Genomic DNA, 25,254 nt, shown 5'->3' with positions numbered 1-25,254 from the left:
AGTTATAATCTTTGTATCATTTTTAATCCAGAGGAGCTGCTGCCAGGTCTCGGTGTAATTTTACAGGCTGCGGTTCAGTATGGGCTTGATGTCGATGATCTGCTGTATAGATTCGCGGAACAGAGCGCCGGAGGCGCTGGACTGGACGATGCATTCTTTAAGGCTGGCCCACCAGTCCAGGCATGACGGCAACTTCAAACGCTGTCTGGCGTTGTTCGAATCACTGCGTGAGGAAGTGACGATAGAAGAGGAGCGGCGGTATCATGAGGTACTGGCAGCGTGTCTGGGACAGGTTGTTATGGAGCTTCCAGAACTTCCGCATGCGGGAGTCTAGAATCAGACCGTCTTCTTCTTCTGCACAAGAAAGATCAGCCCGCCAACCAAAAACCCGCTGATTACCCCGGCTAATATGGATTTAAGGATACTGATTACAATATCTGTAGCCGTGCTGTCAGGAGTTGCCGTCAGATTCACAATAAACAGCAGGCTAAACAGAACAGATGTAATCAGGAAAGATTTTGAGGTAAGAAATCGTTTCATGGTTCTCCTCCGTTTCAGGTGCAATCCTTTTCAATCAGTTTAATATTACCATAATTATCCTACAAAACCACGACACACAGCTGTCCGGTTTCCAACGTTATACTGGGCTTATCTCAGATGACAAGGGGCGAACAAGCGAATATGAGCGAAATCATCAGACATGATGTGAACAAGGACTATGCGTATTCAGGTTTTGTTGAAGCGGGGGATTTCATCTTCCTCAGCTTTTGTGTGGGCAATGTAGGCGGAACGGTGGAAGAGCAGGTAGAAGGTGCGCTGAATGATATGAGGGACCGTCTGGGGCAGGTGGGTCTTACGCTAACAGATGTGGTGAAGATGGATATTCTGCTGCGGGATGTATGGGATATTCCGGTCATGGAAGAGGTGTTCAAGCGCAGATTCCAAGGCAATTATCCGGCACGCAAAACCATATCCACCGAGTTCGCGCATATTGGCGGCCCGGATGGACTTAAGGTTCAGATCGACGGTGTGGCGTATCGTTCACGCGCGTAGTGCTTGGAGGTTAAGAAGAAGATGCCTCAAGCCAAATAGCAGCCCCTCCTGTCAGAGTGAGCTGCTGTTTGGGATACTACAAGCGGCAGTGGATAGATGAATGCAGCAATCCAATCCCTATGGTTTCAGAAGCACCCGATGAACACCCTGGCTTCCTCCCGGTGCGGTTCCGAGATATAAATATCCTCCCTGGCTTACGGCAGTGGTGATGCCATACAAGGTTCCTTCAGGATCATGCCAGCTGTTCACAAGCTCTCCTTCGGGTCCATATTCTGCGACAAGTCCGTGCTTCACCGGCGCACTTGCTCCATTTAACAAGGCCTGCGGAACTTTGGACATCGTCGCTGCTACCCAGGGATGACTATGCATGTAATCGGCAAAAGCCAGACGGGTTGTGAATACCCCCACCCAGAAATGTCCCTGAGCATCGCGGGTGATATTGTCTGGAAACCCCGCCAGGTTCTCCGCAAAAATATCAGAGGTGCCTTGTTTGGGCCCCTTCAGCCAATACCTTGTCAGCTGGTAATGGTACGATTCAGCAACAAGCACGAAATCTTCTTCAGCAGACAATACGACTCCGTTGGCGAAATATAAATCCTTCAGCAGAACGGTTGTCTGTTTGGTCTGCGGATCATATTTCAACAACCGTCCATGCGGTTTGTTCTCGGCAATTTCTTTGAACATGACCTTACCATAGTTAGAGGTATCGGAGAAATAGACCGATCCGTCTTGCGCGATGTCCAGCTCGTTCGCCAGATAGATCGGTCCTCCATCTACTTCAGTGGCCAATACTTCAATCTTTCCATTCGGGTCGATCGACAGCAGCCCCTTCTGAATATCCGCCACAATCAAATTTCCGTCAGCATCGAATTTCAGCCCGTTAGGTGTTCCCTGGGTATCGGCGAACACTTCGGCTGGCTGCGCCTTGCCTTCCGCATCGAAGGCCACTCTGTAGATTGTGCCGTCAGAGTCGCCTGTATACAGCCGCCCCGTAGAATCAAAAGTGATAAATTCCGGGAACTTCGCGCGGTCTGTCACAAGCTCTGCGGAGCTAAGCTTGCTGTTCTCTTTCCAGGGACCCTCCTTCTCAAAAGAAGGGGCGGCAGGTGCAGACCATTCAGCAGGCTCTACCGGGGCAGGCATCAGCAGGAATCCGGCTATTCCCAGCACAATTACCCCGAGCAGGATCAAGCCCCATCTGCGAATGTGTTGACCGGTGGAACGTTTACGTGGATTGGTTTCTGTAGACATTATAGATCCTCCTTAGGGTGTGTGGGGCGAAGCATACCACCGACCAGCCGCAGACTTTGTCTGCGGGTCATGAACCGGGTAATCTGGGCACTCAGGTAATTGCGGAGTCCCGGAACAATGTACTGTTTCCCTCTGGCCATAGCGCGCAGTGTAAGGGCCACTACCCGCTCCGGTGAGTCCTTCGCGCCGCCGACAGAAGCATCCTCCGTACCCACCACGTTGAAGAAATTGGTCTCCGTCGAGCCTGGACACAGGGCGAAGAATTGTACGCCGCGATTACGATTCTCCCACCACAGGGCGTCGGTAAAGGACAAGACAAAAGCTTTGGTCGCCCCGTAGACGGCCATATAAGGCAGCGGCTGAAAGCCTGCGGTAGACGATACATTGATCACAGCGCCTGCCCCTCTGTGGAGCATTCCGGGAAGGAATAAATGAGTCATATCGACTACAGCGGTGACGTTGAGCATCACTTCTTCATGCTGGCGTTCGCCGGAGACCTCCTCAAACAGGCCATGGGTAGCAAACCCCGCATTGTTAACCAGCAGATCGATACTCAGGCCAAGCTGTTGGCATTGCTGGTACAGATCTCCGGCAGCGCCTTCGAGCGATAGATCCAGGGGAATGACCCGGCACTGGACTCCATGGCTGCGCGTCAATTCCGCTGCGAGCGCATCGAGTTTGCTTTTGGTTCTGGCTACAAGCACCAGATGACTGCCTTCCTTGGCTAATTGTCTTGCGAACTGTTCACCGATTCCCGAAGAAGCTCCAGTGATCAGTGACCATTTCCCTTTAGTATTCATAGTTTCTACTCCTCTGTTACAATGTTTTGTTATGGAAACAACGTTACCGGATTCGAAAAAAATATGACCGATCTTAGCGGCCGTAATGTCCGTTCTCAATGGCATAAGTCCGTTCTCAGCGGTATGAATACAATTGGTAACGGTGTTTCCTATGTGAATCATAGTAACCAAAATGACACAACTGTGTCAACTCATTTTTTTCAGCGTGAAGGTTCAATTGACAACCTATGTTCAAATGTTTAGAATTCCTGTTAGAACCCGGCAACTCTGTTGCTGGTCAATAACATGATAACCGGATGAAGGTGATTCTTATCAGTACCGAAGACAAACCCACACCCTCCACGGGGCGGGTATTAAAAACATATCAGGAAGCCCGTCTGCAAAATACGGAGAATCTCCGTAAGCTTGTGGTGGATGCCGCCGCTGCCATTCTGCAGGAAGAGGGGCCGGAGGCCGTCACTGTGCGCAGAGTATCGCAGAAGATGGGCTGCTCCACCAAGATCATTTACAGTTTGTTTGTCAATAAAGAGGGACTGGCCCAGCAATTGTATCTGGAGGGCTGCAAACTGCTGGCCCAGCGTTTTGAAGAAGTGCCGCCATCATCGGATTTGCTGCAGCATTTGCTGGATCTGGGCGAAGCCTTCTGGCAGTTCGGACAGGACTACGCCAGCTACTATAAGCTGATGTTTGGGGGGGCTTTTGCCGAGTTCAAGCCGGATGCGGAGAGTATGCAGGGCACGATGACAGCCATACACCGTCTGCTGGTTCTAATCAGCACTGCCCAGGAACAAGGACAGATTTCGGATCAGGAAGAGACGGGGACCCTGGTCAGCACGATATGGGCATCGCTGCATGGTGTAATCCACCTGTATATGGGCGGGTTCCTTGGTGATGTAGAGGCAGCCCATACCATATACAGACAAACAATGGGTTTGCTGTCTGAGTCCTTGTTTGCGTCATCAAGCCGGGGTAGAGGAGCGAACAAGGGATGATTGCACTAATCTTGGCTGCGGGGTACGCGACCCGCCTCTATCCGTTAACCCGGGACACACCCAAGCCGCTGCTCCCTGTTCAAGGGAACCGGACGATTCTGGATCTGCTGATAGGTCGCCTGGAGGTGCTGGAGGACATCACGGAGATTCTCATTGTGACGAATGACCGTTTCGTTCATGCTTTTGGGCAGTGGCATCAGCAGTATCGGGGATCGAAGCCGATCCGTATTCTGAATGACGGTACTTCCTCCCCGGAAGGACGTTTAGGTGCAATTGGCGATATCCAATATGTGCTGGAGCGGGAGCAGCTGCAGGATGATCTGCTGGTACTGGCAGGCGATAATGTGCTCGGATTCGGCCTGGAAGGGTATTTGAACTATTTTCATAAAATAGATAGGGACTGTATTCTGGTCCGTACCGTCGACAATATAGAAGAGCTTCGCAGTGTCGGTGTAGCTGAGCTGGACGCAGAGATGCGGGTCCTGTCGCTGGAGGAGAAGCCGCAGGAGCCGCGTTCCAACATCGGCGTGTTTGCCCTCTATATCTACAAGCGGACTACCCTGCCGCTGATCTCCCGCTATCTTGCCGAGGGAGGCAACCCGGATGCGCCGAGTTATTTCCCGGAGTGGCTGCATTCCCGCCAGGAGATGCGGGCCTATTATACGGAGGGGACGATCGATGATGTCGGCACCCCGGAGGCGTATGCGGAGATGCGGGCCAGACTGGGCGCGGGCGGGGATAAGGCATCTTACTGAACTTAATAGCAGAAAAAAGGCTGTCCGGGAAGGTAGTAATACCCTTGGACAGCCGTTTTTGTATTTAACTGTAGTCCGGTGCTGCGAGTTTAGCTGCCAGCCGCAAGACTTCTGATCCGCTCCAGATCACTGCTGCACAGCACCTCAAGATTCGCCGTAATCTTCTCCGGGCTCCAGTCCCACCATTTCAGCTCCAGCAGCAGCCGGATCAGTTCATCGCTGAAGCGCTGCCGCAGAATCCGGGCCGGATTGCCCCCGGCGATATGGTACGCGGGAACGTCCTTGGTGACAGTAGCATTAGCGGCGATGATCGCCCCGTCGCCAATCGTCACGCCCGGCATGATTGTAGCATTCTGGCCGATCCAGACATCGCTTCCGATAACGGTATCGCCTTTGTAGGGCAGATCCGCCAGCTCAGGCGTCGCCTGCTCCCAGCCGCCGCCCATAATATTGAACGGGTAGGTGGTCACCGAGCCCATCCGGTGGTTGGCCCCATTCATAATGAATTCGGTACCGCGGGCGATGGCGCAGAATTTGCCGATGATCAGCTTGTCCCCGATGAACTCATAATGATGGGTAACCCGGCTCTCGAAGGATACCGATTCGTCAGGGTCATCATAGTAGGAGAAATCTCCCGCAATAATGTTGGGACGTGTGATTGTATTTTTGATGAAACGGACTTGCCTGATATGGGGATTGGGATGGACCTCGTTCGGGTTAGGGCCAATAGAATGCATAGAGTCACACCTTTCTTGGATAAATGGGCAGTCGAGCCATAATTTAATTCTAGCTATAGTATAGTCCAATCCGGACTCCAGTTCTTACATACCTTATGAGAGACTGGTAGTTTTTAATCTCTGATTACAAGGGAGGATTCGCTAGAATGGCTATTCTGTCAACAGGACCTATTGAAAATAATGAAGTGAGCGGTGTCAGGCCTACTGTGCAGGTGACGGTTAAGATCGATAACCGGAACGCGGTGAATCCGTCCGCTATTCTGATCCAAGGGTACAATCTAATCCTCACAAGGACGCTATATGTGAGCGAGCTTATTACGGTTTCCCCGGACGAGGTGATTACAAGAAATTATTTTGCCGATCTGGATGCCTATGAATTTGTCTTTACAACGGAAGGTCTTGCCGAATTGCAGACGGAAACCTCAGTGTGGGGTAAAAATTCAGCCGGGCAGCTGGTTACCGCCCACCGTCTTGTCTCAGCCGAGCTGCTGGGTGCTGAAGAGGGGGGAGTCACAGGCTCCGTCAACCGTATCTATGTTGCCAATTTCAACAGCAATGATGTTTCTGTGATCAACGGCGCAACAAATGCGGTGATCGCAGTCATCCCTGTAGGTGTGAGTCCTGCAGGAGTCGCGGTGAACCCGTTAACCAACCGCATCTATGTTGCTAATTTGAACAGCGATAACGTATCCGTTATCGACGGAGTAACCAATATGGTGCTGGCCACCGTTCCTGCGGGGGACGGAGCAGGCGGAGTTGCGGTCAATACGGCTACCAATGCCATCTATGTTGCGAATTTTAATGATAATACGGTCACTGTCATTGACGGATTAACCAACACTGTGGTGACTACCATTATTCCCGCTGGCGGTTCTCCTTTTCCAACGGGAATCGGCGTGAATTCATTAACCAATACTATTTATGTAGCTGAATTCAACTCGGATATTGTTACCGTCATTGACGGGGCTACGAATACGGTTATTACACAGATTCCCGTGCAGGTGAACCCGTTCCGGGTGGGTGTTGATCCCTTGACGAACCGGATTTATGTCTCGAACCTAACCAGCAACACCGTTTCCGTGATTGATGGAGCAACCAATACGGTGATAACTAACGTACCCGTCGGTACGACTCCGGGTGAATTGGGAGTGAACATCTCTACCAATGCCATCTATGTACCGAACCGGGATGACGACAATGTATCGGTGATTGGCGGATTAACCAATACGGTGATTACTACCATTCCGGTGGGGAATAACCCTAATGGTGCAGGCGCTAATCCATTGACGAACCGTATCTATATTACTAATCAGGATGATAACACGGTATCGGTTATTGATGGGGTCACCCAGGCTGTAATAAGCGTTATTCCGGTTGGTGCGCGTCCGTTCTCCGTCGGTGTCAATCCGTAGGCGTTCATCATCTTACCGCAGGGGGTGAAGGATATGATAGAAATAAACTCGGCAGAAGACATTATGATCCAGCTGTCTGGCATGGACCAAGTGAATTCTGAAGCCCGGATCTACGTTCCCGGATTAGGTGAATTCACGATTGTATTGCAGAAGAAAGAGGAACGCATGGCTGAAGATCCGGGCCGCAGCAGCGGGGCTGAAGCAGATGAACGTATAATGCCGGCAGCGGGATTAACAAGGAACCCTTATCTTTAGAGATAATCAGTAAATGAGCCTCTTCCGGTAAGGGAGAGGCTCATTTACTGGGAATATAAGATGGGTATGCTTGTCGCAACCCTCAAGGCAGCTGCACATAGAACGTCGTTGACTCTCCTATCACACTCTTCGCGTAAATCTTCCCTTTGTGCTGATCGACGATCGACCTCGCGATAGCCAGACCCAGGCCGTAGCCGCCCTGCTTGCGCGCTCTGGAAGTGTCCGTACGGTAAAAGCGGTCAAAGATCCGCGTCAGATGCTCGGTAGCGATGCCTTCCCCGGTATTCGAGACGGAGAGGAGGACATCGTTATTTTGCTTTTTGAGTAAGATGGTTACAGCGCCCTTAGGATTCGTATATTTCACTGCGTTGTCCAGCAGAATCATCACCACTTGCTTAATCTGTTCGCTGTTCCCCAGTACGGTAAGCTCCGGTTCGATGTTGTAGTCGAAGGAGATATTCTTCTCGAAGATAACAGCCTCCATGGTCAGAATAATATTCTCTACCGCATCGCTCATATTGAACTTGCTGTGGATCATTCCAGTCCGGGAATCGTCCATCTCTGTCAGGTACAGCAGGTCGTTGGTCAGCCGGGTCATGCGCTCGGTTTCCGACTTGATATACTGCAGCCACTTCGCCTGATTGCGGATCGTATCGTCGCTGTTCGAGAGCAGCACATCCGCGTTGGTGTTGATGATCGTCAGCGGCGTCTTCAGCTCATGCGAGGCATCGGCGATGAACTGCTTTTGCTTGTCGAAGGCCTCCCGGACCGGCGCGATCGAGCGGTTCGCGAAGAACCGGCTGGTGAAATAGAGAATGATCAGCATCAGCAGGCCGACAGCTGTGAAGGTGTAAATCAGGTTGGTCAGGATCTTCTGCTGGGAAGAGATGTCCATGAAGACGATCTGCTCCTTATCCCCCGTATGCTTAACCATGAAGATCCAGCGGCTGCCGTCCAGCGTGAAGCGGCCGATGTCCTTGCCTGAGCTTAGGGCTTCCTTAAGTGCAGCGGTATAGAAGTCATCATCCATCGTGAATTTGGAGTCCTTGCTGATCAGCGTGCCGCTTGCATCGGTCTGTATGGTGAACGAGACGGAACGGTCAGGCTGGTAAGCATCAATTGGCCCTTTATCCATGGGCATGCCGCCGTCTGCTGCACCGCGGGGCCCTCCTTGTGCGCCGCCGGGTCCCTTCTGCTCATTGTCCGCAATCCGGTGCAGCGCCATATTAATATCGCTCTGCACATTGACGTACATGATGATATAGATCGTGGCAAAGGCGAGCAGCATCATGATGGAGATGGTAGCGAGATTGACAATCAGGAACCGGTTTCTGAGTTTATTGAACATTAAGTATTCACCTCTAATACATAACCCACGCCTCTAATCGTGCTGATGCGTACCTCTGAATTCAGGAAGGTAAGCTTTTTGCGCAAAAAAGAGATGTAGACCTCCACGTTATTATGCTCCGCTTCGGAATCGAAGCCCCACAGCTTCTCAATGATCTGCTCCTTCGAGGTTACGGCCTGCTTCCTTAAGATCAGCAGCTCCAGCAGCTCGGTTTCCTTAAGGTTCAGCTTGATTTCCTTGCCCTTCACGGTCAGCTTCGGATTCGCCGTATTCAGCTCAATATCTCCGAACTTCAGGCCATCCTCAGGAATCACTTCCCCTTTGCGCCGCAGGGCGGCCCGGATTCTGGCCAGCAGCTCCTCCGAAGAGAACGGCTTGGCGATATAGTCGTCTGCTCCGTGATCGAGTCCGGTGACCATATCGGTGATCTCCCCTTTGGCTGTCAGCATGATCACCGGCGTGGAGATGCCGTCCTTCCGCAGGGCCTTCAGCACGCTGATTCCATCCATCTCCGGCATCATAATATCGAGCAGCAGCAGGTCATAGATCCCGCTCTGCGCATAATCGAGACCTGATCTGCCGTCATGGACGGCGTCCACCGAATAATTGTGCTTCTTCAATATTTGGGTCAGGGCTTCCGCCAGATGAATCTCGTCTTCTACAATTAATATTCTCATGGGATGACTCATCCTCTTCATAAGTAATGTACTTGCTGCTGAAGCCATTATAGCAAGATTACCTTTAATCAACCTTAACTGTACTGCTGTTCAGGTGCTGCCGGAGGTATTCAGGGCGAAATCATCGGATGAAATTCCAATCGTTCCAGGGCACTTATATAGAAGATATATCCGGAAGTGTTATCCCTGTGTTAAAAAGTCAGCGCAGTGTAAAACCATTTAAGATTCATTAAAGGTTCGGGGGCTAAGATACATTCATAAGCAAGCGAGGCACACACGAAAGTGCAGATAAAGGCAGTCTCCATTACACAACCCGAAAGGATCTGAACCCATATGGCGATCGAAGTGTTCAACCGTTACGAGAACAAATATCTGCTTGGCACTGAATCCTACATGAAGCTCTATAACGAACTGCTCGAATACATGGAACCCGATGAGTACAACAAACAGCATGAGTACTACTCCATCACCAATCTATATTATGACACACCCCATGATTCCCTGATCCGCAGCAGCCTGGCCAAGCCGAAATATAAGGAGAAGCTTCGCATCAGAGCATATGGCATTCCTACCGGCGAGACCAAGGTCTATCTGGAAATTAAGAAAAAGGTGTTCGGCCTGGTGAACAAGAGAAGAACCCCGCTCAAGCTGAATGAAGCCTATGAGTTTGTCGCCAGCGGGATCGAGCCTGAATTCAAGAGCTACATGAACAAGCAGGTGATTGAAGAAATCAAGTACATGCTGACCCGCTATGACCTGCAGCCGAAGCTGTACCTGTCCTATGACCGCAAGGCGATGTTCTGCAAAAACAACCGCGACCTGCGCATCACCTTCGATACGAACATCCGCTGCCGGCGGTACGATCTGAAGATGGAGCACGGCGTATACGGCGAAGAGCTGCTGGAGCCGGGCCAATGGCTGATGGAAGTGAAGGCGGAGAAGACGATTCCGGTCTGGCTGGCCAAAATGCTCTCGGAGCACCAGATGTACCGCACCAGCTTCTCCAAATACGGCAACGAATATAAAAAAATGCTGAAGAACAGCAAAGCAGAAAGAGAGAGTGCCCTATATGCTTGATTCGATTTTTTCCGCAGCCCTGACCACTACGGAGCTAACCTTCACTAATGCAATTCTAACCATATTGATCTCGATTGTACTTGGCGGACTCATCAGCTTCACCTACATGAAGACGAACCCTGCCGGATATTCACAGAGCTTCACGCTTACGATGGTCCTGCTGCCGGTCATTGTAGCCATCATCATTCTGCTCATCGGCAGCAACGTGGCCCGGGCCTTCAGCCTTGCCGGCGCCTTCTCTATCATCCGGTTCAGAAGCGCACCCGGCGATCCGAAGGATATCACCTTCGTCCTGTTCACTATGGCCTCCGGCCTGGCCTGCGGGGTTGGATCATTCGGATATGCGGTACTCTTCACCATTATTCTCTGTATCCTGATGGTCGTGCTGAACCGCACAGGCTTTGGCCTCAGAAAGTCGATGCAAAAGACACTGAAAGTGACCATTCCCGAGAATCTGGGGTATGAGGAAGCTTTCGCGGAAGTCTTCAACAAGTTTGGTGTGGCTTACGAGCTTAAGAAAATCAGAACCACCGAACTAGGCAGCCTGTATGAACTGGTCTATGCCGTAACGATTGATGAGCACACCAGCCAGAAGGAACTGCTAGATGCTATCCGCACACGCAACGGTAACCTTGACCTCTCACTGACCATGGCTCCGGTCATGAATGACTATTAATGCTGGACTAGAAGGGAACGATGACAGATGAAGAACTTAATCTTAGGCAGTAAAATAGGACTGGTACTGTTATGCGCCGCAGTCATGTCGGCTTGCAGCACAAACGCCGCTACGCAAAATACTGCAAGTAACAACGCAGGTACTGCAGTAACGGCTGAGCAGAGCAGTACGTCTGCCGCAGTGCAGCTGGCAAGTGTGAAGCTGACGGATCTGGTAGCTTTTGATGAAGACGATGCTGAGACGGCCTGGACGGAGGCGGTTTCGACCGCGGTTACACTGGCCGGAACGAGCGCTGCTGTCGACGGCGCCGGTGCCACAGCTGCAGGCGGAACAGTAACGATTACGGAAGCAGGGACTTATGTACTCAGCGGCACGCTCAGTGACGGACAGATTATTGTAGACGAGCAGGCGAAGGGAACCGTACGGCTGATAATGAACGGTGCACAGCTGACGGAGAGCGACAGTGCACCCATCTATATTAAGGAAGCGGGTAAAGTAGTGATTACCCTGCAGGAAGGCACAGAGAATAGCGTGACTGACGGAGCGGCTTATGTGTTCGCAGATGCGGCTACCGATGAACCAGGCGCGGCCATCTTCAGTAAAGCTGATCTGACCATTAACGGTACCGGCAAGCTGACGGTAACCGGTAATTACAACGATGGTATTTCAAGCAAAGACGATCTGAAGATCATGTCCGGCACGATTGAAGTGAAGGCAGCAGATGATGGCATCGTCGGCAAAGACCTGATCGCCGTACAAGACGGTACGATTACGATCAACGCAGAGGGCGATGGCATTAAATCGACCAACGACGAAGAAGCGGACAAAGGCTTCATCGCGATTGCAGCAGGAACCTTTGATATTATCGCAGGCAATGACGGCATTCAGGCCGAGACGGCGGCTGTAATTGACGGCGGAACCTACACCCTGGTAACCGGCGGCGGCAGTGTAAATGCGGAAGTGAAGGCTGGTGAAGGCGGAATGGGCATGGGCGGCGGTGGCTTCGGCGGCCAACGTCCGGGAGCAGAGACTTCCGGGGATCAGGCAGCAGCAGGAGGAACTCCGCCTGCGATGGATGCAGCGGCAACAACAGACCAGGCTGCAGCTGCCAGCACCGGTGCCGCTACCACCACGGAGACTGAATCGACCAGTGCCAAGGGGCTGAAAGCAGGCGGAGACCTCACCGTGAACGGAGGAAGCTTCAAGATTGATTCCGCAGATGATGCGGTGCACAGCAACAGCAATGTCTCCATCACGGACGGCCAATTCGGGATTGCCGCAGGCGATGACGGTATCCATGCCGATTCCCTGACCTCCCTGTCCGGCGGAACGATCAACATTACGAAGAGCTATGAAGGGATTGAAGGAGGAAATATTACCGTATCCGGCGGTGAGATTCATGTAGTCGCGACGGATGACGGCGTGAATGTGGCCGGCGGCAACGATGATAATGCGGCTGCTGGGGGAACGCAGGCACAAGATCAATTCACTGCCGGCACCGGAAGCAACCTGCTGACCATCAGCGGCGGAACCCTGACCGTGGATGCAGCAGGCGACGGTCTGGATTCGAACGGCTCAATCACGATGACCGGCGGAACCGCAATTGTGAATGGACCTGAGAACTCGGGCAACGGCGCACTGGATTATGACGGAACCTTCAACATGACGGGCGGATATCTGGTAGCAGCAGGTGCCTCCGGTATGGCACAGGCCCCTGGTGAAGACTCCAGCCAGTATTCGGTGGGCATGACCTTTTCGGAAACCCAGCAAGCGGGTACAATGGTTCACCTGGAAGACGCTGACGGAACTACCATCCTGATCTTTACTCCATCGAAGAGCTTCCAGACGGTAGTTGTGAGCTCCCCTGAGCTGAAAGAAGGCTCATACACTGTCTATACCGGAGGCAGCTCTACCGGAACAGCCGTAGACGGATTGTATACGGATGGCGAGTACAGCGGAGGCAACGAATTCGTGACCTTTGATATCACCGGCAGTGTAACCTGGGTCAATGAATCCGGTATAACCACTGCCCCAAGCGGCATGGGCGGCCCTGGCGGCGGAGGCGGATTCGGCGGTGGAGGCGGCAGAGGCAGCGGTCAAGGCGGCCAAGGCGGCACACCGCCAGCTGACGCCGGCACGACCAAGCCAGCAGACGCAGGGACAACGAAACCAGCGGATGCAGGAACTACCAAGCCAGCTGACGCAGGGACTACCAAGTCAGCGGATGCAGGCACCACAGCTCCTGCGGATGCAGGCACCACGAAGCCAGTAGACGCAGGGACTACCAAGCCGGCGGATGCAGGCACCACAGCTCCTGCAGATGCAGCGGCCAGCACTAAATAAGCAGGCTGAGCATTTGTAGCCTGACAGCACAACAGAGACTATCCTTTAGCGGATAGTCTCTGTTTCTGTGTTCCCGGGCGGCAGCAGGCCTGCCGGACGGCTACATGAAGTCGAAGAAGTAACGGATCACATGGAAGAATACCGGAGCGGTATAGGTAAGACTGTCGATGCGGCTGAGGTAGCTTTTCTTCAGCGCAGCGAATTTATCATCATCGCCGATCAGCAGATCGCGCTTGAGCACAGATACGGTCAGGCTGCCGAAGAAGCCGCTGAGGCTGATCAGCATGCCGGAGAGATACCCGAAGGCCGGGTTCAGCGGTGTGAGGTGCGGATAGATCAGATAGGACACCGCTGTAGTCACAACGAACGCGCAGGCGAATCCTTCCCAGGTCAGGTAGGGGTTGGAGGTAGGGACGATTTTGTGTTTGCCGAAATAGATCGAGGCCAGATAGTGAACGGCATCATTAAGCTGGGTCAGCACGACCAGAAACAGGACAAGACCAGCCCCATATTCCGGCGACGCAAACTGGAAGTAGGCCAGGTGGCTTAGCCCGAAGACCATCAGCATCAGCCCCCACTGGGTGGCGCTGACACTGCGCAGGAAGCCCAGCGTTCCTTTGTTAATCAGCCTGGGCAGCGGCAGCAGCAGGAACACATAGACCGGAATGAAGACAATGAACATCCCGTACCACTCGATATAGACCCAGTAGAATTGCAGCGGAATAGACAGGTACGCCCAGAGGAACAGCCTGCGGTCCGCCTTTCTTGTCCGGATCATGGAGAAATACTCTTTGAGCGCGAAGAAGGCCAGTACCATCAGGGACAGCAGGGAAACGACGGAATTGGACAGGGTAGCCAGGCAGAAGATGAACAGCATGCCCCACCAGGTTTTGATCCGGAAGCCGATTCCGGTATAGTCCTTGTCCTTCTGCAGTCTGCTGACAGCAAGATACAATAAGTGTATAACCGATAAAGCTGCGAAAATAAGTACGAGCGTAAATAACGAGCGGTTCATCAGCAATCACCAACTTATCTATGGGTGGAATTTCAATAAAGGAATTTTATGTTAGAATAAACAGAGTGTCCAGCTTATTTTGAAGCTTACACTTGATCTGATTCGTTTCCGGCAGTCTGTAGCCTTCTTAGTAGGCACTGCAGGCATGAATGTTGTACGTTCTACAACTCAGAATCATTAATAGCCGGGTGTACGGGAGAATTGTTGTATGAAATACAAGAATAAGTCCCGCTAAGCCGCTTGGAAGAGGCGAAATGCTGCCTTTTGTACAACAATTTTGAGTTTGAGCCGATTTAATGAGGGAAATGTTGTATTATGTGCAGGATTCTGGCGAGTTACCGGATCACTGCCACATAAGGCCTATATACCAGACTATAAGGGGAAAATTGTAATGTCAGCTGATTCTTCGGTCTATATTCTGCTCACCAATACAGGTACGCTTTTTACGAAGCTGATCCAGGGCTACACCAAGGCTCCGTATAATCATGCCTCCATCTCGTTTAACCGGGAGCTGTCAGAGCTGTACAGCTTCGGGCGGAAGCATCCGGCCAATCCGCTGAACGGCGGGTTCGTGAAGGAGGATATCCGTACAGGTACATACAGCAAGTATCCGGGTACAACATGCGTCATCTACAGGCTTCAGGTTACAGACCGTGAGGTGGAGAAAATGAAGCGGGTTCTGCATGTCTTCATCCGCAGCCGCCAGAAGTATCTCTATAATATTCTCGGTGTCATCGGCATAGCGCTGAAGGAACCGGTTGAATTCAGCAACTCCTACTTCTGCTCGCAGTTTGTTGCCGAGATTCTGGAGCGCTCAGGAATTAAGCTGTGGAATAAGCTGCCTGCACTCGTGACCCCGGATGATTTCCGGCAGAGCGACCGGCTGGAGCTGGTTTATTACGGTAAGTTAAGCGATTATCAGCCTTCTGGGATGTAGAGAAAGTCCTCGTTCCCGTTAAGGGAAGAGGACTTTAATTATAGTTGAACCCTGCCTGGCTTAGGATGTCCGGATTGTGGTATTTTCAGTAAGAAAAGGAGAGTGGAAGTATGGTTCATGCCAAGGATGTGCTTGCCAATCAATTATTGGCGAATGCCAATGACCCCAGCTGGCATCTTCCGTTCATTCAGGCGGTAGAGGCGGTTACAGAGGAAGAAGCTTTCTGGAAGCCCGGAGCGGGCTTGAACAGTATTGCTGAACTCACCGGGCATTTGCTGTACTGGAATGAGACCTGGCAGAGCAGGTACCGGGCGGGGCGGGTGGATGCTGTCCCTCCGGTTGGTGATAACAACCGCAGCTTTGTGGTTCCGGAGGGTACTGCATTCAGCGAGCTGCGGGGAAGCCTGCTGCAGGTCTTGCTGCAATGGCAGACCCTGTTGTCCGAAGAGGGACTGGAGGGGCAGGTGGAAGGATTCCCTGAACCGGCTGCCTGGTGGGAAATCATCAGCAATGCGGCTACGCATAATGCCTACCATATCGGCCAAATGGTTGTGTTACACAAGCTATACATCACGCTTCGGCAGTAACCTATCTGCGTAAATACTGCCGGAACGATAAGAAGCATCCCGAACAGACCCGTAAAGTTACTTGCGGGTCTGTTTATGCTGCAAATATAAGAATGTATATGTTGCACACAATTTCCCCTGAAGCTTGATACCTGAAGTTGACCGCCGGGCTGCTTGTGCAGAAAGCCTTAATCTGTAATAAACTGGAGCATGTGATATTCTTGGATTATTGTCTACTGAAGGAAAAAGAGAGGGATTTCATATCATGAATGCTAATATCATCAGAGCGCTGGAAATAAGATATGCCTGCCGGTTGGAGCGGCTTACAGGAGGGTATACAAATTTCGCCTATCTGATGGCGGGGGCGGAGCCTCCGCTTGTAGCCAAAGTAACGAATCTGTCCAACGAAGACACGCTCAATGAGATCCAGGCAATGAAGCTGGTGCAGGGAAGCTGTGATACACCCGCCATACATGAGGTGTCAGAGATGGACGGGATGCGGATACTCGTGATGGACTGCATGCCGGGCGTAAGTGCACAATCCGTCCTAGATGCAGGAGACTGGGCAAGAGCGGAACAAATATACAGCAGAATGGGCCAGCTGCTGGCTTCCCAGATTCATTCGCAGCCGTATCAACTGCTGGAGCAAGGTCTGCGCCTCAGCAACAGGTCCGCACTTAGTCAGATGATTAAGAGGTTAGAATTCGTACCGAGTCCCCTGAGCAGGGATTCGCTCCAGCTCCTGTCGGCTGCCGATGCCCAGGACCAGCCTTGGGTTCTGACGCATGGGGATTACGGGGTACATAATATACTTTGTGAACCGGAAGGTACACTTCATGTGCTGGACTGGGAATGGGCAGAATGGGGCGGTCCGCTTAATGACGTGGCCTGGGTCTGCTGGTTCACGAAGCTGCATTACCCCGGGCAAGCCCAGAAGCTGAATGCAGCCTTCATCCGGGGCTACCTGTCCGGGAATCCGCTGTCGTTCACACCGCAGCAGTTGAAGGCATCCAGCCTATATAAAGTATGGAATGTGCTGCACCGGCTGCGGATTGCTCCCAAAGAGGTGCAGCGTGAGTGGGTTCGGCGTCTGGAGTGGACGCTGAATGAGGATTTCAGCGATCTGCACGGGAGTAGCCATTCATAACCGGCTGGCCAGTCACTGCTCCGGAACAATAACCCGGATGTGACGCGGAATCGTGCTTAGCCGGATTGGGAGCGGCGGGCCTTCTTCACCATCGACATTGGTCTTCACCGGCTCTGGAGAGTGCACCGCGACTTCTCTGGCCGTGAAGTAGATAACATCTTTATGATTTCTCAGGTTGCCGAGCAGCAAAGAGATGCTGACTGTAACGGTGTTCAGCAGATTAAGATCCTTGACGATGAAGCAGTGAAGCAGCCCGTCATCTACAGCAGCACCGGGCGCAAGCTTCTCGAAGCCGCCTACTGAATTCGTAAGCGCCGCGATAAACAGCGGCGAAGAGCCTTCCCAGATCTCCCCGTCATGCGTAATGGTCAGAGCGTGTGCGCTGTTGCTGGCCAGCTCCTTAATGCCTTCTTTCAGATAAGCCAGGAAACCCAGCCGGGTTTTGTCTTCGGTGGTAACAGAAGAGAGTGAGCCGGCCAGTGAGCCCGCAGCAACCACATTTACGAACAGCCGGTCGTTCAGCCGGCCCATGTCGACTCTTTGCGTACGGGAGGAAGAGAGCGTCCGGATGGCATCCGCAGGACTTAGCGGAATCTGCAGGGCACGGGCGAAGTCATTCACCGTTCCCATGGGCACAATCCCCAGCGTAGGGCGGTGCTCCTGATCGGCAAGCCCGTTCATGGTCTCGTGAAGGGTGCCGTCTCCGCCGATGGCCACCACCAGATCATAGCCCCCGCTGCATGCCTGCACGCAGAACGCAGTTGCATCCCCCTCCCCGGCGGTTTCATGGATGGTAACCTGATATCCTGCGCTTTGCAGAATCTCTTCCGCACTGCGGATATAGTCCCGCGCGTCTGCTTTGCCGGACGCGGGGTTGATGATAATCATAGCCTGCTGCATACTGCACTCCTCTCTTTGTGTCTGGATTATTATCCATTACCCAACCAGGCCTAGCGATTGAATCAAAAGCGCCAAAGGGCAGCAAAAAGTCCCTTTGGCGCTTAATTTGTATCCGGACAGCCTTCACCGCAGCTCCGGCCGGGATTATCTTCCTTCACTCCGTCTATGATGAGAATCGGCATAGGCTGCACTGCGGAAGTTAAGAATCGGATCGTCCGACAGCTGTATCCCGGACGTGATGGCGGTGGGGTCCATTACCAGCCCCTCCGGTTCCGGAATGATCTCCGAGATATGCAGCCGGCCGAGATCGATTCTCCGGCGGTCCTCAGGCCAGGCACGGGTAGGGTCATCCGTCGGGTCCCCTTCTTCACCGAGAACAGCCACAAGCTGGAAGATGGCCGACTCATCTTTGAAGCGAAGCTCAAGTTCATCCTCCAGGTAATGCTCCGGCTGCTGAGCCGCATCCTCAGCCGATAAGGTACGCACTCCCGTCTCGGGAATCCACTCGAACCGCACGGGCTGCTGCTTTCCCTCTGAATTCACCATATAATAAGCATGAATGCAGTGATAATGACTCTCCGCATAGCTGGCAGGCGGCTTCAGCCGTTTCACGGCCAGCAGACTCGTCTTGCTCTCACTGAAGTGGACCGTGATCTCCTTGATCAGCTCCAGGGTCCCGAGTGTGCCGGCCTGTGCGCGGTGGGCCGTACGGACAATATCTATGAATGACTCAGGGGTGCGGGCAAAAAAGACAGGTATCGTCACTCCGACCAGATTGGTAATCCCTCCATCCGGCAGGCTGAACTGGACTGCCATACCCTTGGCGGGCGAGAGAAGGTCCGCCAGCGCCGGATCGGTGGAGCTGCCCGAGAAACGGACCACTGCGTCCACCTGCTGCTCCTGAAGATGTGCTGCGGTAGTGAATTCCATGCCCAGGCCGCTTGGCCGGAAGAAAGCGCGGCAGCAGATTCCCTTGGCATGCGCGCGGCGGTATCCGGGATGCACCCCGGACAGCTCCTCGATCGCGTCTACGGCCTCAGCGGCCAGGCTGGAATATTCCTCCCCGCTTGCGGGAAGATGGCTGATCCGATCAGATGTATTCATGCCATACTCACTCCTCGTAAGATTATTTGTACCCGGACAAGCTGCATCAGCTGGATCATAGTTATTACCACACCGGCATTTTACTTAAACTGCTTCTCGTAGACATCCACTTCATTATTGTGGTTATCCATGGCACTTCTGATCCGGACAAAACCGTTCGCAGTCCAGAATGCTTCACCGGCCTTATTCTCGAGCTGAACCGCCAGCCTGGCCGCAGGTAAGCCCTGCTGCTTAAATATCTGCTCCAGCTTATGAACCGCAGTCTTCCCGATACCCTGCCGGCTATACTGCTGGTGAATTACCAGAAGCCCGATCCATGGATGATGATCCTGTCCGTAATCGGGAAGGTAGGTAATTAGCCCGGCGTAACCGCTATGGGCCTTGATGTACAGCATCTTTTCTCCCATTTCGAGGTTCTTCCTGTTGTCTTCGCGGATCTCCAGCGGATCGAGGTACGCTTTATGCTCCACCATAAGGTTGAAGGCAGGCTGGGAATTAAGGATTGAGGCTTGAATCTGAAGGCTTTCCGGAGACAAGGGGTCGGAAACTTCTTCTAATTGGATGATGATAACCACCAGCTTTCTATTAGATGAATATCTAATTAGATGATAATATAATTGTCGCTGGCTAGCAAGCTATATGCTAAAATTAAGCAGGATTATCCCAAAAAAAGTGCTTAAGCAGAAATGGAGAAAAGAAATAATGAATGAATTACCAAACTGCCCGCAGTGCAGTTCCGTGTACACCTATGAGGACGGAGCGCTTCTGGTATGCCCGGAATGCGGACATGAGTGGTCTTTGAACACAGAGAATGCAAGCAACGTGGACCAGAAGGTGGTTAAGGATTCGAACGGCAATGTTCTGGCTGACGGGGACACCGTAACGGTGATTAAGGACCTCAAGGTAAAAGGCAGCTCATCCGTTCTGAAGATAGGCACTAAGGTGAAGAACATCCGGCTGGTGGAAGGCGACCATGATATCGACTGCAAAATCGACGGATTTGGTGCGATGAAGCTGAAGTCGGAGTTTGTCCGCAAAGCATAAAACAGAAGGACCGGTATCTGAACCCCAGCGGACAGCAGATTCCGGTCCTTCTATTTCCTGCTGCTAAAGAATCATCGCCCCGTATTTCTTCCGTTTCCATTGCTGTTTCCGCTCCGGGCAGCCCTGCGGCGGCTGGAATAGAGGGCATATCCGAATAAAACAGTCATGAGCAGGAAGAACAGCAGGTGATAATTCAGGCTTTTCTCCGGCTTACCGATATAATTCAGCACATTGGCGGCGATGAAGCAGAGGATAAGAAATACAGTATTAAGCTTGTAGCTCTTGCTGTTGCGCCGGGAGATCTTATCGGTAAAGGAGCGGTATTCGCCGTCTTCCCCGGTCCTCTCCCAGTCGGAGCGGGCGGTATTTTTTTCACTGTGTTTGAAGAGAAGGGAATGCAGCAGCGAGTTATTATCATAGATTGAAGGGATAACCTTCTGGGACTGTTCAGGGGTATAGAGCACAAAGGTGTTATTCATAATTTCCACATAAATCCGGCTAAGGTCGATTTCCTTCACCTTGCGGTAATCCCGGTAGCGCATATGGTCCTTGGTCAGTTCAATAAAGGTGCCTTTGATTGTGAATAAGTACCATAGACTGCCTGCCAGCATCAAAAGGCCGAAGCCTGCAAAGATCCACACGGCAGCCCGGGCCTCCCAAGTGAAATAAAAACCGGCAGCAATAAACAGGCTGGATATAACTGCCCCGGCACCTGCCAGTACATAATGCCATCCGGGCAGCCGGAACATGAGCGGGTACGGCTGCTGGTCCAGGTCAACGGGAACAATCACAGGCTTTTTTGCATAACTTGGCATCCTAATCCCTCCCGAATTATTAATAATAATGGTTATTTACCCACGTTCAGCATATAACCAGCAGTTCGGGATTCATTCCTCTATTGAAAGGGGAAGGATGTAGTACAGACGTCCGGAGCAGGCGGGCCCCCATTGTCCAAAAGCTGATGCGCACAAACTTTGTAGGAGGGAACTTGCCCAATGAAAAGGTACATCGGATGCGCTGCCTTTATGGCAGCTATGTTATGGCTTACCGCCTGCAGCGGGACACCGGAGGGAGCACCAGCGCCTTCGCAGGAGCCGCAGCACACACAGGAAGCACCGCAGTCAACTCCCGGGACAGCCCCCGTAGACCCACCGCAGCAGACACCGCTACAGACACCCAATCCAACAACGGTCCAATCGCCAGCATCATCAACCCCATCAGCCCCATCAACCGAAGAAGGACAGCCGCCCGATATTCTGGAGGCAGCAGCAACCGTGATCACCGCACTTAAAGAGAAGGATATGGATCAGCTTGCCGACTGGGTACATCCTGAGCGGGGAATCCGTTTTTCACCCTTCGCCTATGTCGATACAGCTAATGATCTTGTATTCACCAAAGATGAGGTGGACACCTTGTTGGAGGATCCTGCAAAACGCGTGTGGCGGTTGTTCGAAGGTACGGGTGAGGTAATTGAGCTGAATTTTGCGGATTATTATAAGTGGTATATCTATGATGCTGACTTTGAGCAGGATGCCGGGATTGCAGTGAATAAGGAACTGCGTAAGGAGCAGACCTCCGGAAATCTCAATGAAGTCTATCCGGAAGCGAACCATGATTTCGTCGAATATTACATCGGCGGGCTGGATTTGGCTGAGGAAGGGATGGACTGGCGCAGCCTCTATCTTGTTTTTGAGACAAACGGTGATGATCATGCGCTGGTTGGTATTATTCACGATCAATGGACACCATGAGACGCGCAGATACATGCAGACACATAATGATTGCTTGAACTTTGCATAGGTGCGCCCCAGAATGGAGGGAATGTGATGAATAAAGGGAGCAAGTGAGCATGAGTAGTGTTATGGCACGCAACAAGGTAAGGGTTATTGGAGAAGGGGAGCAGACTATATCGGCGGGTTTGAGCGGAGTGATATCGCCGAGCTGCTGGAAATGATGGAGATGAATTTCTCCGGCTGGGCCGGATTTATGGCGCCGCTGGCGATGAAGAATCCCGAGCTGCCTGAGCTCACGAGGGAGCTGGAGCGGACCTTCATTTCCGGGGACCCGGTCATTGCCAGAGAATTCGCCGAGGTTACCTTCCTGTCTGATCACCGGGCGGAGCTGGCCAAGTCAACCGTTCCCGCACTGATTCTGCAGTGCTCTGATGACAGTATTGTGCCGATAGAGGCCGGGGAATATCTGCAATGCGATTGAAGCCATTAAGAGGTATGGAGAGGGTATAGGAACATGGATAAACGGCTGGAATATGCCCCTTGCGGGTATATTTCCATTACACACGAGGGTATAATCACGGAGATGAACCAGACCTTCCTCGATATGACGGGCTATAAGCGGGAAGGGCTGGAGCACAAGCATTTGGAATCGATTATGTCAAAAGCGAACCGGCTTGTTTTCCATTCGTACTTTTATCCTAATATCAATTTGCACGGGCAGGTGGATGAGCTGTTCATCAGCTTGAAGCACAGCGGCGGCCAGTCCATTCCGTACATCCTGAACGGCAGGCGGTATGAGCATGAGGGCGTAGAGGTTATTGATTGTGCCTTGGTTCAGATGAGCAAGCGCATGGATTATGAGCGGGAGCTGCGGTCTGCCAAGAAGCAGATAGAGGAAGCTTACTGGGAGAAGGAGCAGACGCTCGCCGAGCTGAAGCAGCTCCATGCCGAGATTGAGCAGAAGCAGGCGGAGCTGCTGGAGCTGAATGCCATTCTGGTGGAACGCTCCACTACGGACAAGCTTACAGGACTGAAGAATAGACGGTATTTTCAGGAAGCACTGGAGGAGCATATCGCACGGTATAGGGAGCAGGGACGTTTATTCTCGCTGCTGATCCTTGATATAGACCACTTCAAACAAGTAAATGATACGCTGGGGCATCAGGCAGGTGACTATGTGCTGAAGCAGGTGGGGAGCATCCTCCGCTATCATTGCCGGGAGCAGGATATGGCTGCCAGATATGGCGGCGAAGAGTTCGTGCTTATTCTTCCGGACATCAATGCCCAGGAGTCGATACTAATTGCCGATAACCTGCGTCATGAAATTGCCCGGGCGGCATGGGGATCAAATATCCCAGGCGGCATTACAGCGAGCGTGGGTATTGCTACATTCGCAGGCACGGGTAATGAGACAACCCTGCTGCGGCAAGCGGATCAGGCGCTCTACACCTCCAAAGAGCAGGGCCGGAACCGTGTCACGCATTGCATGGATTCCAGCGCCCTGCCTTGGTAGAGGAGTAAGAATGTACTTGATGTTATAAAATTCTGCGTGCGGTAACGAAACGTTTCTTCCACTGGCTGCCGAACGCCTCGATATGTACACCGAGGTCTTTGGAATAGGTATGCAGCATCTGATTATTTCCGGCATAGATAGCCACATGTCCAATATCAAGCCCGCGGGCGCTGAAGAACAGCAGATCTCCCGTGCGCAGCTCGTCCACTCCAACCTCAGTGCCTTCCAGCGCCTGATCATAAGACACACGGGGAAGCTCGACCGACAGCGTGTCCGCAAATACCCGTTTCACAAAAGACGAGCAGTCGAACGTATCGGTCTGATCGGGCGAAGCCCCGAATACATAAGGCGCATTCAAATATTTCTTCCCGTAGGCAATCAGTGCGTCCCCTTGCTTCTGCAGCAGAGAGGTACTTCTGTAATCTGTATATTTCGGCTTGGAGGACAGATATCCGGTCACATGATCTTCCGTCTGCACCTCCAGCCAAAGGGCATTCACTTCGCGGATGACCTTGATTTTGCTGCCTGCGGGTAGCAGGGCAAGCGTGTTGGCTTCACTGTCCGAGTCCGGGGAGCTGCGCAGATTCACGCCCCAAGTGACCGAGGTATGATAGTTAGCAGCCGAAGAGATGGAAACGGAACCTGTGGATGCTTCCCAGGTGACGGTGCTGCCCAGGGCCTCACTGACGAAGCGCAGAGGAATCATGCTGTAGCCCTGCGACAGCTGCCCCGGTACGCTCAGGGTGAACGGTTGCCCGTTCAGCCGGGCAGTGGCTGAACCAAGGGTGTAGGTCAGGGTAGTGCCGCCTTTGGTGGCCGTCACGGTCTTGCTGGTATTATTCCAGGAGAGCCCGGCGCCCTGGGCTTCAAACAGGTTACGCATGGGTACGAGCACAGTACCGCTGATATTCAGCGGCCGGGCTTCGGGCTGAAGCTGCTGCCCGTCCAGATAGATGGAGATAGGCTTAATCGTAGTGGCTGCTTCTGCATGGACAGAGGCTGGAGCTAACAGGGTCAGCCCGAGCAGGGAGAGCAGCGCAGTTCTTCTTGTTGTCATGGATTCATCACCTTATGGATAGATTTAACTCTATACATTGGACGTTGCGGGGAAGAAATGGTTCTGTGCCAATTGTTGGAAGGGGAGGCCGACCCAAGAGGAATGGGCCAGGCCTAATTGAGCTGCACTTGACTTCTGCAGGAATTCATCATAAAATCTAACCAGTTAGTTATAAATGGAGGTGGCAAGTATAGCATCAGCAGAAAGTAAACGAAGCCCCAAAATTTACGATGCTGCCCGAACCAGAGGGATTATTCTTGATGCTGCCGAGAATATCTTTGCCGAACTTGGCTATTCAGCGGCAAGGATTGATGTCATTGCGAAGGCGTCCGGGTACAATAAAAGTCTGATTTATCAGTATTTTGGCGACAAACTGGGTCTATATACAGAAGTGGTCAAACGCGCGGACCAGATTGGCGAACAGATTACAGGCACGTTCGTTAGCGGATTATTGAAGAATGAGAAGCTTGCATCGGACCCTGAGGCGTTCAGGAGCTTCCTGGAATCTATGACCCGGGAGACGGTGTCCTTCCTCCTGGAGCACCGGAGTTACCTGAGAATTCTATTCTGGGAGGCCGCTGAAGACTGGAAGACCTGGAATCAGATCACCTATCGTCCGGACGATGCTACACAAATGCATGAATTGGCCTTAGCTGCACAGAAGAACGGAATCCTCCGCCAGGATCTGGACCCGGCATTGTTTCCGATTATGATTATGAATGTGACTACAGCTACCCTGCAGTCGTCTTCACGGTTTGAACATTTGCTAGGGACACTCGATTCCCCAAAGATGAGAGAAGAGACCACCCGGCAGATCGTGCAATTTATTATCCATGGCGTTATGGAGCCGTCTTTGCTGTAA

General features: G+C 52.3%; 28 protein-coding genes and 1 pseudogene. 17 read left to right on the top strand and 12 right to left on the bottom strand.

Going from position 1 to position 25,254, the window contains the following annotated elements; translation table 11 throughout:
• Positions 1–79: 79 nt before the first annotated feature.
• Complete coding sequence (locus P40081_RS35190) at positions 80–334, top strand: hypothetical protein (RefSeq protein ID WP_042140475.1); 255 nt, start codon at positions 80–82, stop codon at positions 332–334.
• A 2-nt stretch (positions 335–336) separates the two neighbouring features.
• On the opposite strand, the gene P40081_RS35185 is transcribed toward P40081_RS35190, so the two are convergent.
• A complete protein-coding gene (locus tag P40081_RS35185) occupies positions 337–540 on the bottom strand; it encodes a hypothetical protein (RefSeq protein ID WP_039295077.1) in 204 nt (67 codons plus the stop codon).
• 141 nt (positions 541–681) lie between these two features.
• Between P40081_RS35185 and P40081_RS35180 the strand changes: the two genes are divergently transcribed.
• A complete protein-coding gene (locus P40081_RS35180) occupies positions 682–1,053 on the top strand; it encodes a RidA family protein (protein ID WP_042140474.1) in 372 nt (123 codons plus the stop codon).
• Positions 1,054–1,170: 117 nt separating this feature from the next.
• On the opposite strand, the gene P40081_RS35175 is transcribed toward P40081_RS35180, so the two are convergent.
• Both P40081_RS35175 and P40081_RS35170 read right to left on the bottom strand, forming a co-directional pair.
• Positions 1,171–2,304, bottom strand: a complete 1,134-nt coding sequence (locus P40081_RS35175) for an SMP-30/gluconolactonase/LRE family protein (RefSeq protein WP_052422160.1) — start codon at positions 2,302–2,304, stop codon at positions 1,171–1,173.
• Complete coding sequence (locus P40081_RS35170; protein ID WP_042140473.1) at positions 2,304–3,104, bottom strand: SDR family NAD(P)-dependent oxidoreductase; 801 nt, start codon at positions 3,102–3,104, stop codon at positions 2,304–2,306. The genes P40081_RS35175 and P40081_RS35170 overlap by 1 nt, the downstream gene beginning before the upstream one ends.
• 296 nt (positions 3,105–3,400) lie before the next feature.
• On the opposite strand from P40081_RS35170, the gene P40081_RS35165 reads away from it, so the two are divergent.
• The gene (locus tag P40081_RS35165) at positions 3,401–4,096 is read left to right on the top strand and encodes a TetR/AcrR family transcriptional regulator (RefSeq protein WP_179093497.1); all 696 of its coding nucleotides are present in this window, start codon (positions 3,401–3,403) and stop codon (positions 4,094–4,096) included.
• A complete protein-coding gene (locus tag P40081_RS35160; protein ID WP_042140472.1) occupies positions 4,093–4,851 on the top strand; it encodes a nucleotidyltransferase family protein in 759 nt (252 codons plus the stop codon). Before P40081_RS35165 ends, P40081_RS35160 begins: the two co-directional genes overlap by 4 nt.
• Before the next feature lie 89 nt (positions 4,852–4,940).
• Here P40081_RS35160 and P40081_RS35155 read toward each other — a convergent pair whose 3' ends face one another.
• A complete protein-coding gene (locus P40081_RS35155; protein WP_042140471.1) occupies positions 4,941–5,588 on the bottom strand; it encodes a Vat family streptogramin A O-acetyltransferase in 648 nt (215 codons plus the stop codon).
• Positions 5,589–5,734: 146 nt separating this feature from the next.
• Between P40081_RS35155 and P40081_RS35150 the strand changes: the two genes are divergently transcribed.
• Positions 5,735–7,000, top strand: coding sequence for a beta-propeller fold lactonase family protein (locus P40081_RS35150; RefSeq protein ID WP_042140470.1), 1,266 nt, complete (start codon positions 5,735–5,737; stop codon positions 6,998–7,000).
• 33 nt (positions 7,001–7,033) lie between these two features.
• A complete protein-coding gene (locus tag P40081_RS35145; RefSeq protein ID WP_042140469.1) occupies positions 7,034–7,255 on the top strand; it encodes a hypothetical protein in 222 nt (73 codons plus the stop codon).
• Between the two features lie 82 nt (positions 7,256–7,337).
• On the opposite strand, the gene P40081_RS35140 is transcribed toward P40081_RS35145, so the two are convergent.
• Both P40081_RS35140 and P40081_RS35135 read right to left on the bottom strand, forming a co-directional pair.
• On the bottom strand, positions 7,338–8,603 hold the full coding sequence (locus P40081_RS35140) for a sensor histidine kinase (RefSeq protein WP_042140468.1): 1,266 nt from the start codon (positions 8,601–8,603) through the stop codon (positions 7,338–7,340).
• On the bottom strand, positions 8,603–9,280 hold the full coding sequence (locus P40081_RS35135) for a response regulator transcription factor (protein ID WP_042140467.1): 678 nt from the start codon (positions 9,278–9,280) through the stop codon (positions 8,603–8,605). Before P40081_RS35135 ends, P40081_RS35140 begins: the two co-directional genes overlap by 1 nt.
• A gap of 333 nt (positions 9,281–9,613) precedes the next feature.
• Here P40081_RS35135 and P40081_RS35130 point away from each other — a divergent pair, with 333 nt between their 5' ends.
• The 3 genes from P40081_RS35130 to P40081_RS35120 are packed head-to-tail and all read left to right on the top strand — an operon-like array spanning position 9,614 to position 13,376.
• Entirely contained in the window at positions 9,614–10,357 is a 744-nt protein-coding gene (locus tag P40081_RS35130; RefSeq protein ID WP_042140466.1) for a polyphosphate polymerase domain-containing protein, read from the top strand.
• A complete protein-coding gene (locus tag P40081_RS35125) occupies positions 10,350–11,033 on the top strand; it encodes a DUF4956 domain-containing protein (RefSeq protein ID WP_042140465.1) in 684 nt (227 codons plus the stop codon). The genes P40081_RS35130 and P40081_RS35125 overlap by 8 nt, the downstream gene beginning before the upstream one ends.
• A 27-nt stretch (positions 11,034–11,060) precedes the next feature.
• Positions 11,061–13,376: a carbohydrate-binding domain-containing protein gene (locus tag P40081_RS35120; RefSeq protein ID WP_081970355.1), complete on the top strand. Its 2,316-nt coding sequence runs from the start codon at positions 11,061–11,063 to the stop codon at positions 13,374–13,376.
• Positions 13,377–13,476: 100 nt separating this feature from the next.
• Here P40081_RS35120 and P40081_RS35115 read toward each other — a convergent pair whose 3' ends face one another.
• Complete coding sequence (locus P40081_RS35115) at positions 13,477–14,391, bottom strand: phosphatidate cytidylyltransferase (protein ID WP_042140464.1); 915 nt, start codon at positions 14,389–14,391, stop codon at positions 13,477–13,479.
• 391 nt (positions 14,392–14,782) lie between these two features.
• On the opposite strand from P40081_RS35115, the gene P40081_RS35110 reads away from it, so the two are divergent.
• From P40081_RS35110 to P40081_RS35100, 3 genes are all read left to right on the top strand, one after another.
• A complete protein-coding gene (locus P40081_RS35110; protein WP_042140463.1) occupies positions 14,783–15,328 on the top strand; it encodes a hypothetical protein in 546 nt (181 codons plus the stop codon).
• Between the two features lie 110 nt (positions 15,329–15,438).
• On the top strand, positions 15,439–15,915 hold the full coding sequence (locus P40081_RS35105; RefSeq protein ID WP_042140462.1) for a DinB family protein: 477 nt from the start codon (positions 15,439–15,441) through the stop codon (positions 15,913–15,915).
• A 244-nt stretch (positions 15,916–16,159) separates the two neighbouring features.
• Positions 16,160–17,041 (top strand): phosphotransferase family protein, encoded by an 882-nt coding sequence (locus P40081_RS35100; RefSeq protein WP_042140461.1) that lies wholly within the window; start codon positions 16,160–16,162, stop codon positions 17,039–17,041.
• A gap of 12 nt (positions 17,042–17,053) precedes the next feature.
• Here the strand turns inward: P40081_RS35100 and P40081_RS35095 are convergent, their stop codons facing one another.
• From P40081_RS35095 to P40081_RS35085, 3 genes are all read right to left on the bottom strand, one after another.
• Entirely contained in the window at positions 17,054–17,941 is an 888-nt protein-coding gene (locus tag P40081_RS35095; RefSeq protein ID WP_042140460.1) for a diacylglycerol/lipid kinase family protein, read from the bottom strand.
• A 144-nt stretch (positions 17,942–18,085) separates the two neighbouring features.
• Positions 18,086–19,045, bottom strand: a complete 960-nt coding sequence (locus P40081_RS35090; RefSeq protein ID WP_042140459.1) for a catalase family peroxidase — start codon at positions 19,043–19,045, stop codon at positions 18,086–18,088.
• 80 nt (positions 19,046–19,125) lie between these two features.
• Entirely contained in the window at positions 19,126–19,581 is a 456-nt protein-coding gene (locus P40081_RS35085) for a GNAT family N-acetyltransferase (RefSeq protein ID WP_042140458.1), read from the bottom strand.
• A gap of 166 nt (positions 19,582–19,747) precedes the next feature.
• On the opposite strand from P40081_RS35085, the gene P40081_RS35080 reads away from it, so the two are divergent.
• Positions 19,748–20,089 carry a zinc ribbon domain-containing protein YjdM gene (locus P40081_RS35080; protein ID WP_042140457.1) on the top strand — a complete coding sequence of 114 codons (342 nt, stop codon included), beginning with the start codon at positions 19,748–19,750 and terminating at the stop codon, positions 20,087–20,089.
• A 71-nt stretch (positions 20,090–20,160) separates the two neighbouring features.
• Here P40081_RS35080 and P40081_RS35075 read toward each other — a convergent pair whose 3' ends face one another.
• Positions 20,161–20,904, bottom strand: coding sequence for a YdbT family protein (locus tag P40081_RS35075; protein ID WP_042140456.1), 744 nt, complete (start codon positions 20,902–20,904; stop codon positions 20,161–20,163).
• Positions 20,905–21,084: 180 nt separating this feature from the next.
• Here P40081_RS35075 and P40081_RS35070 point away from each other — a divergent pair, with 180 nt between their 5' ends.
• The 3 genes and pseudogenes from P40081_RS35070 to P40081_RS35060 all read left to right on the top strand — a co-directional run bounded on the left by P40081_RS35070 (position 21,085) and on the right by P40081_RS35060 (position 23,335).
• The gene (locus P40081_RS35070) at positions 21,085–21,840 is read left to right on the top strand and encodes a hypothetical protein (RefSeq protein WP_042140455.1); all 756 of its coding nucleotides are present in this window, start codon (positions 21,085–21,087) and stop codon (positions 21,838–21,840) included.
• A 154-nt stretch (positions 21,841–21,994) separates the two neighbouring features.
• A pseudogene (locus P40081_RS35065) lies at positions 21,995–22,291 on the top strand (alpha/beta fold hydrolase); the annotation flags it as partial.
• Between the two features lie 45 nt (positions 22,292–22,336).
• Entirely contained in the window at positions 22,337–23,335 is a 999-nt protein-coding gene (locus P40081_RS35060; protein WP_042140454.1) for a sensor domain-containing diguanylate cyclase, read from the top strand.
• A gap of 22 nt (positions 23,336–23,357) precedes the next feature.
• Here P40081_RS35060 and P40081_RS35055 read toward each other — a convergent pair whose 3' ends face one another.
• A complete protein-coding gene (locus P40081_RS35055) occupies positions 23,358–24,392 on the bottom strand; it encodes a C40 family peptidase (protein ID WP_042140453.1) in 1,035 nt (344 codons plus the stop codon).
• A 175-nt stretch (positions 24,393–24,567) separates the two neighbouring features.
• Between P40081_RS35055 and P40081_RS36910 the strand changes: the two genes are divergently transcribed.
• Positions 24,568–25,254: a TetR/AcrR family transcriptional regulator gene (locus tag P40081_RS36910; protein WP_052422159.1), complete on the top strand. Its 687-nt coding sequence runs from the start codon at positions 24,568–24,570 to the stop codon at positions 25,252–25,254.

The sequence above is a fragment of the Paenibacillus sp. FSL P4-0081 genome (assembly GCF_000758565.1).
Taxonomy (GTDB): domain Bacteria; phylum Bacillota; class Bacilli; order Paenibacillales; family Paenibacillaceae; genus Paenibacillus_AQ; species Paenibacillus_AQ phytohabitans.
Note: the sequence above shows the minus strand (reverse complement) of the source record. Positions and strands in the feature narration are given on the sequence as shown.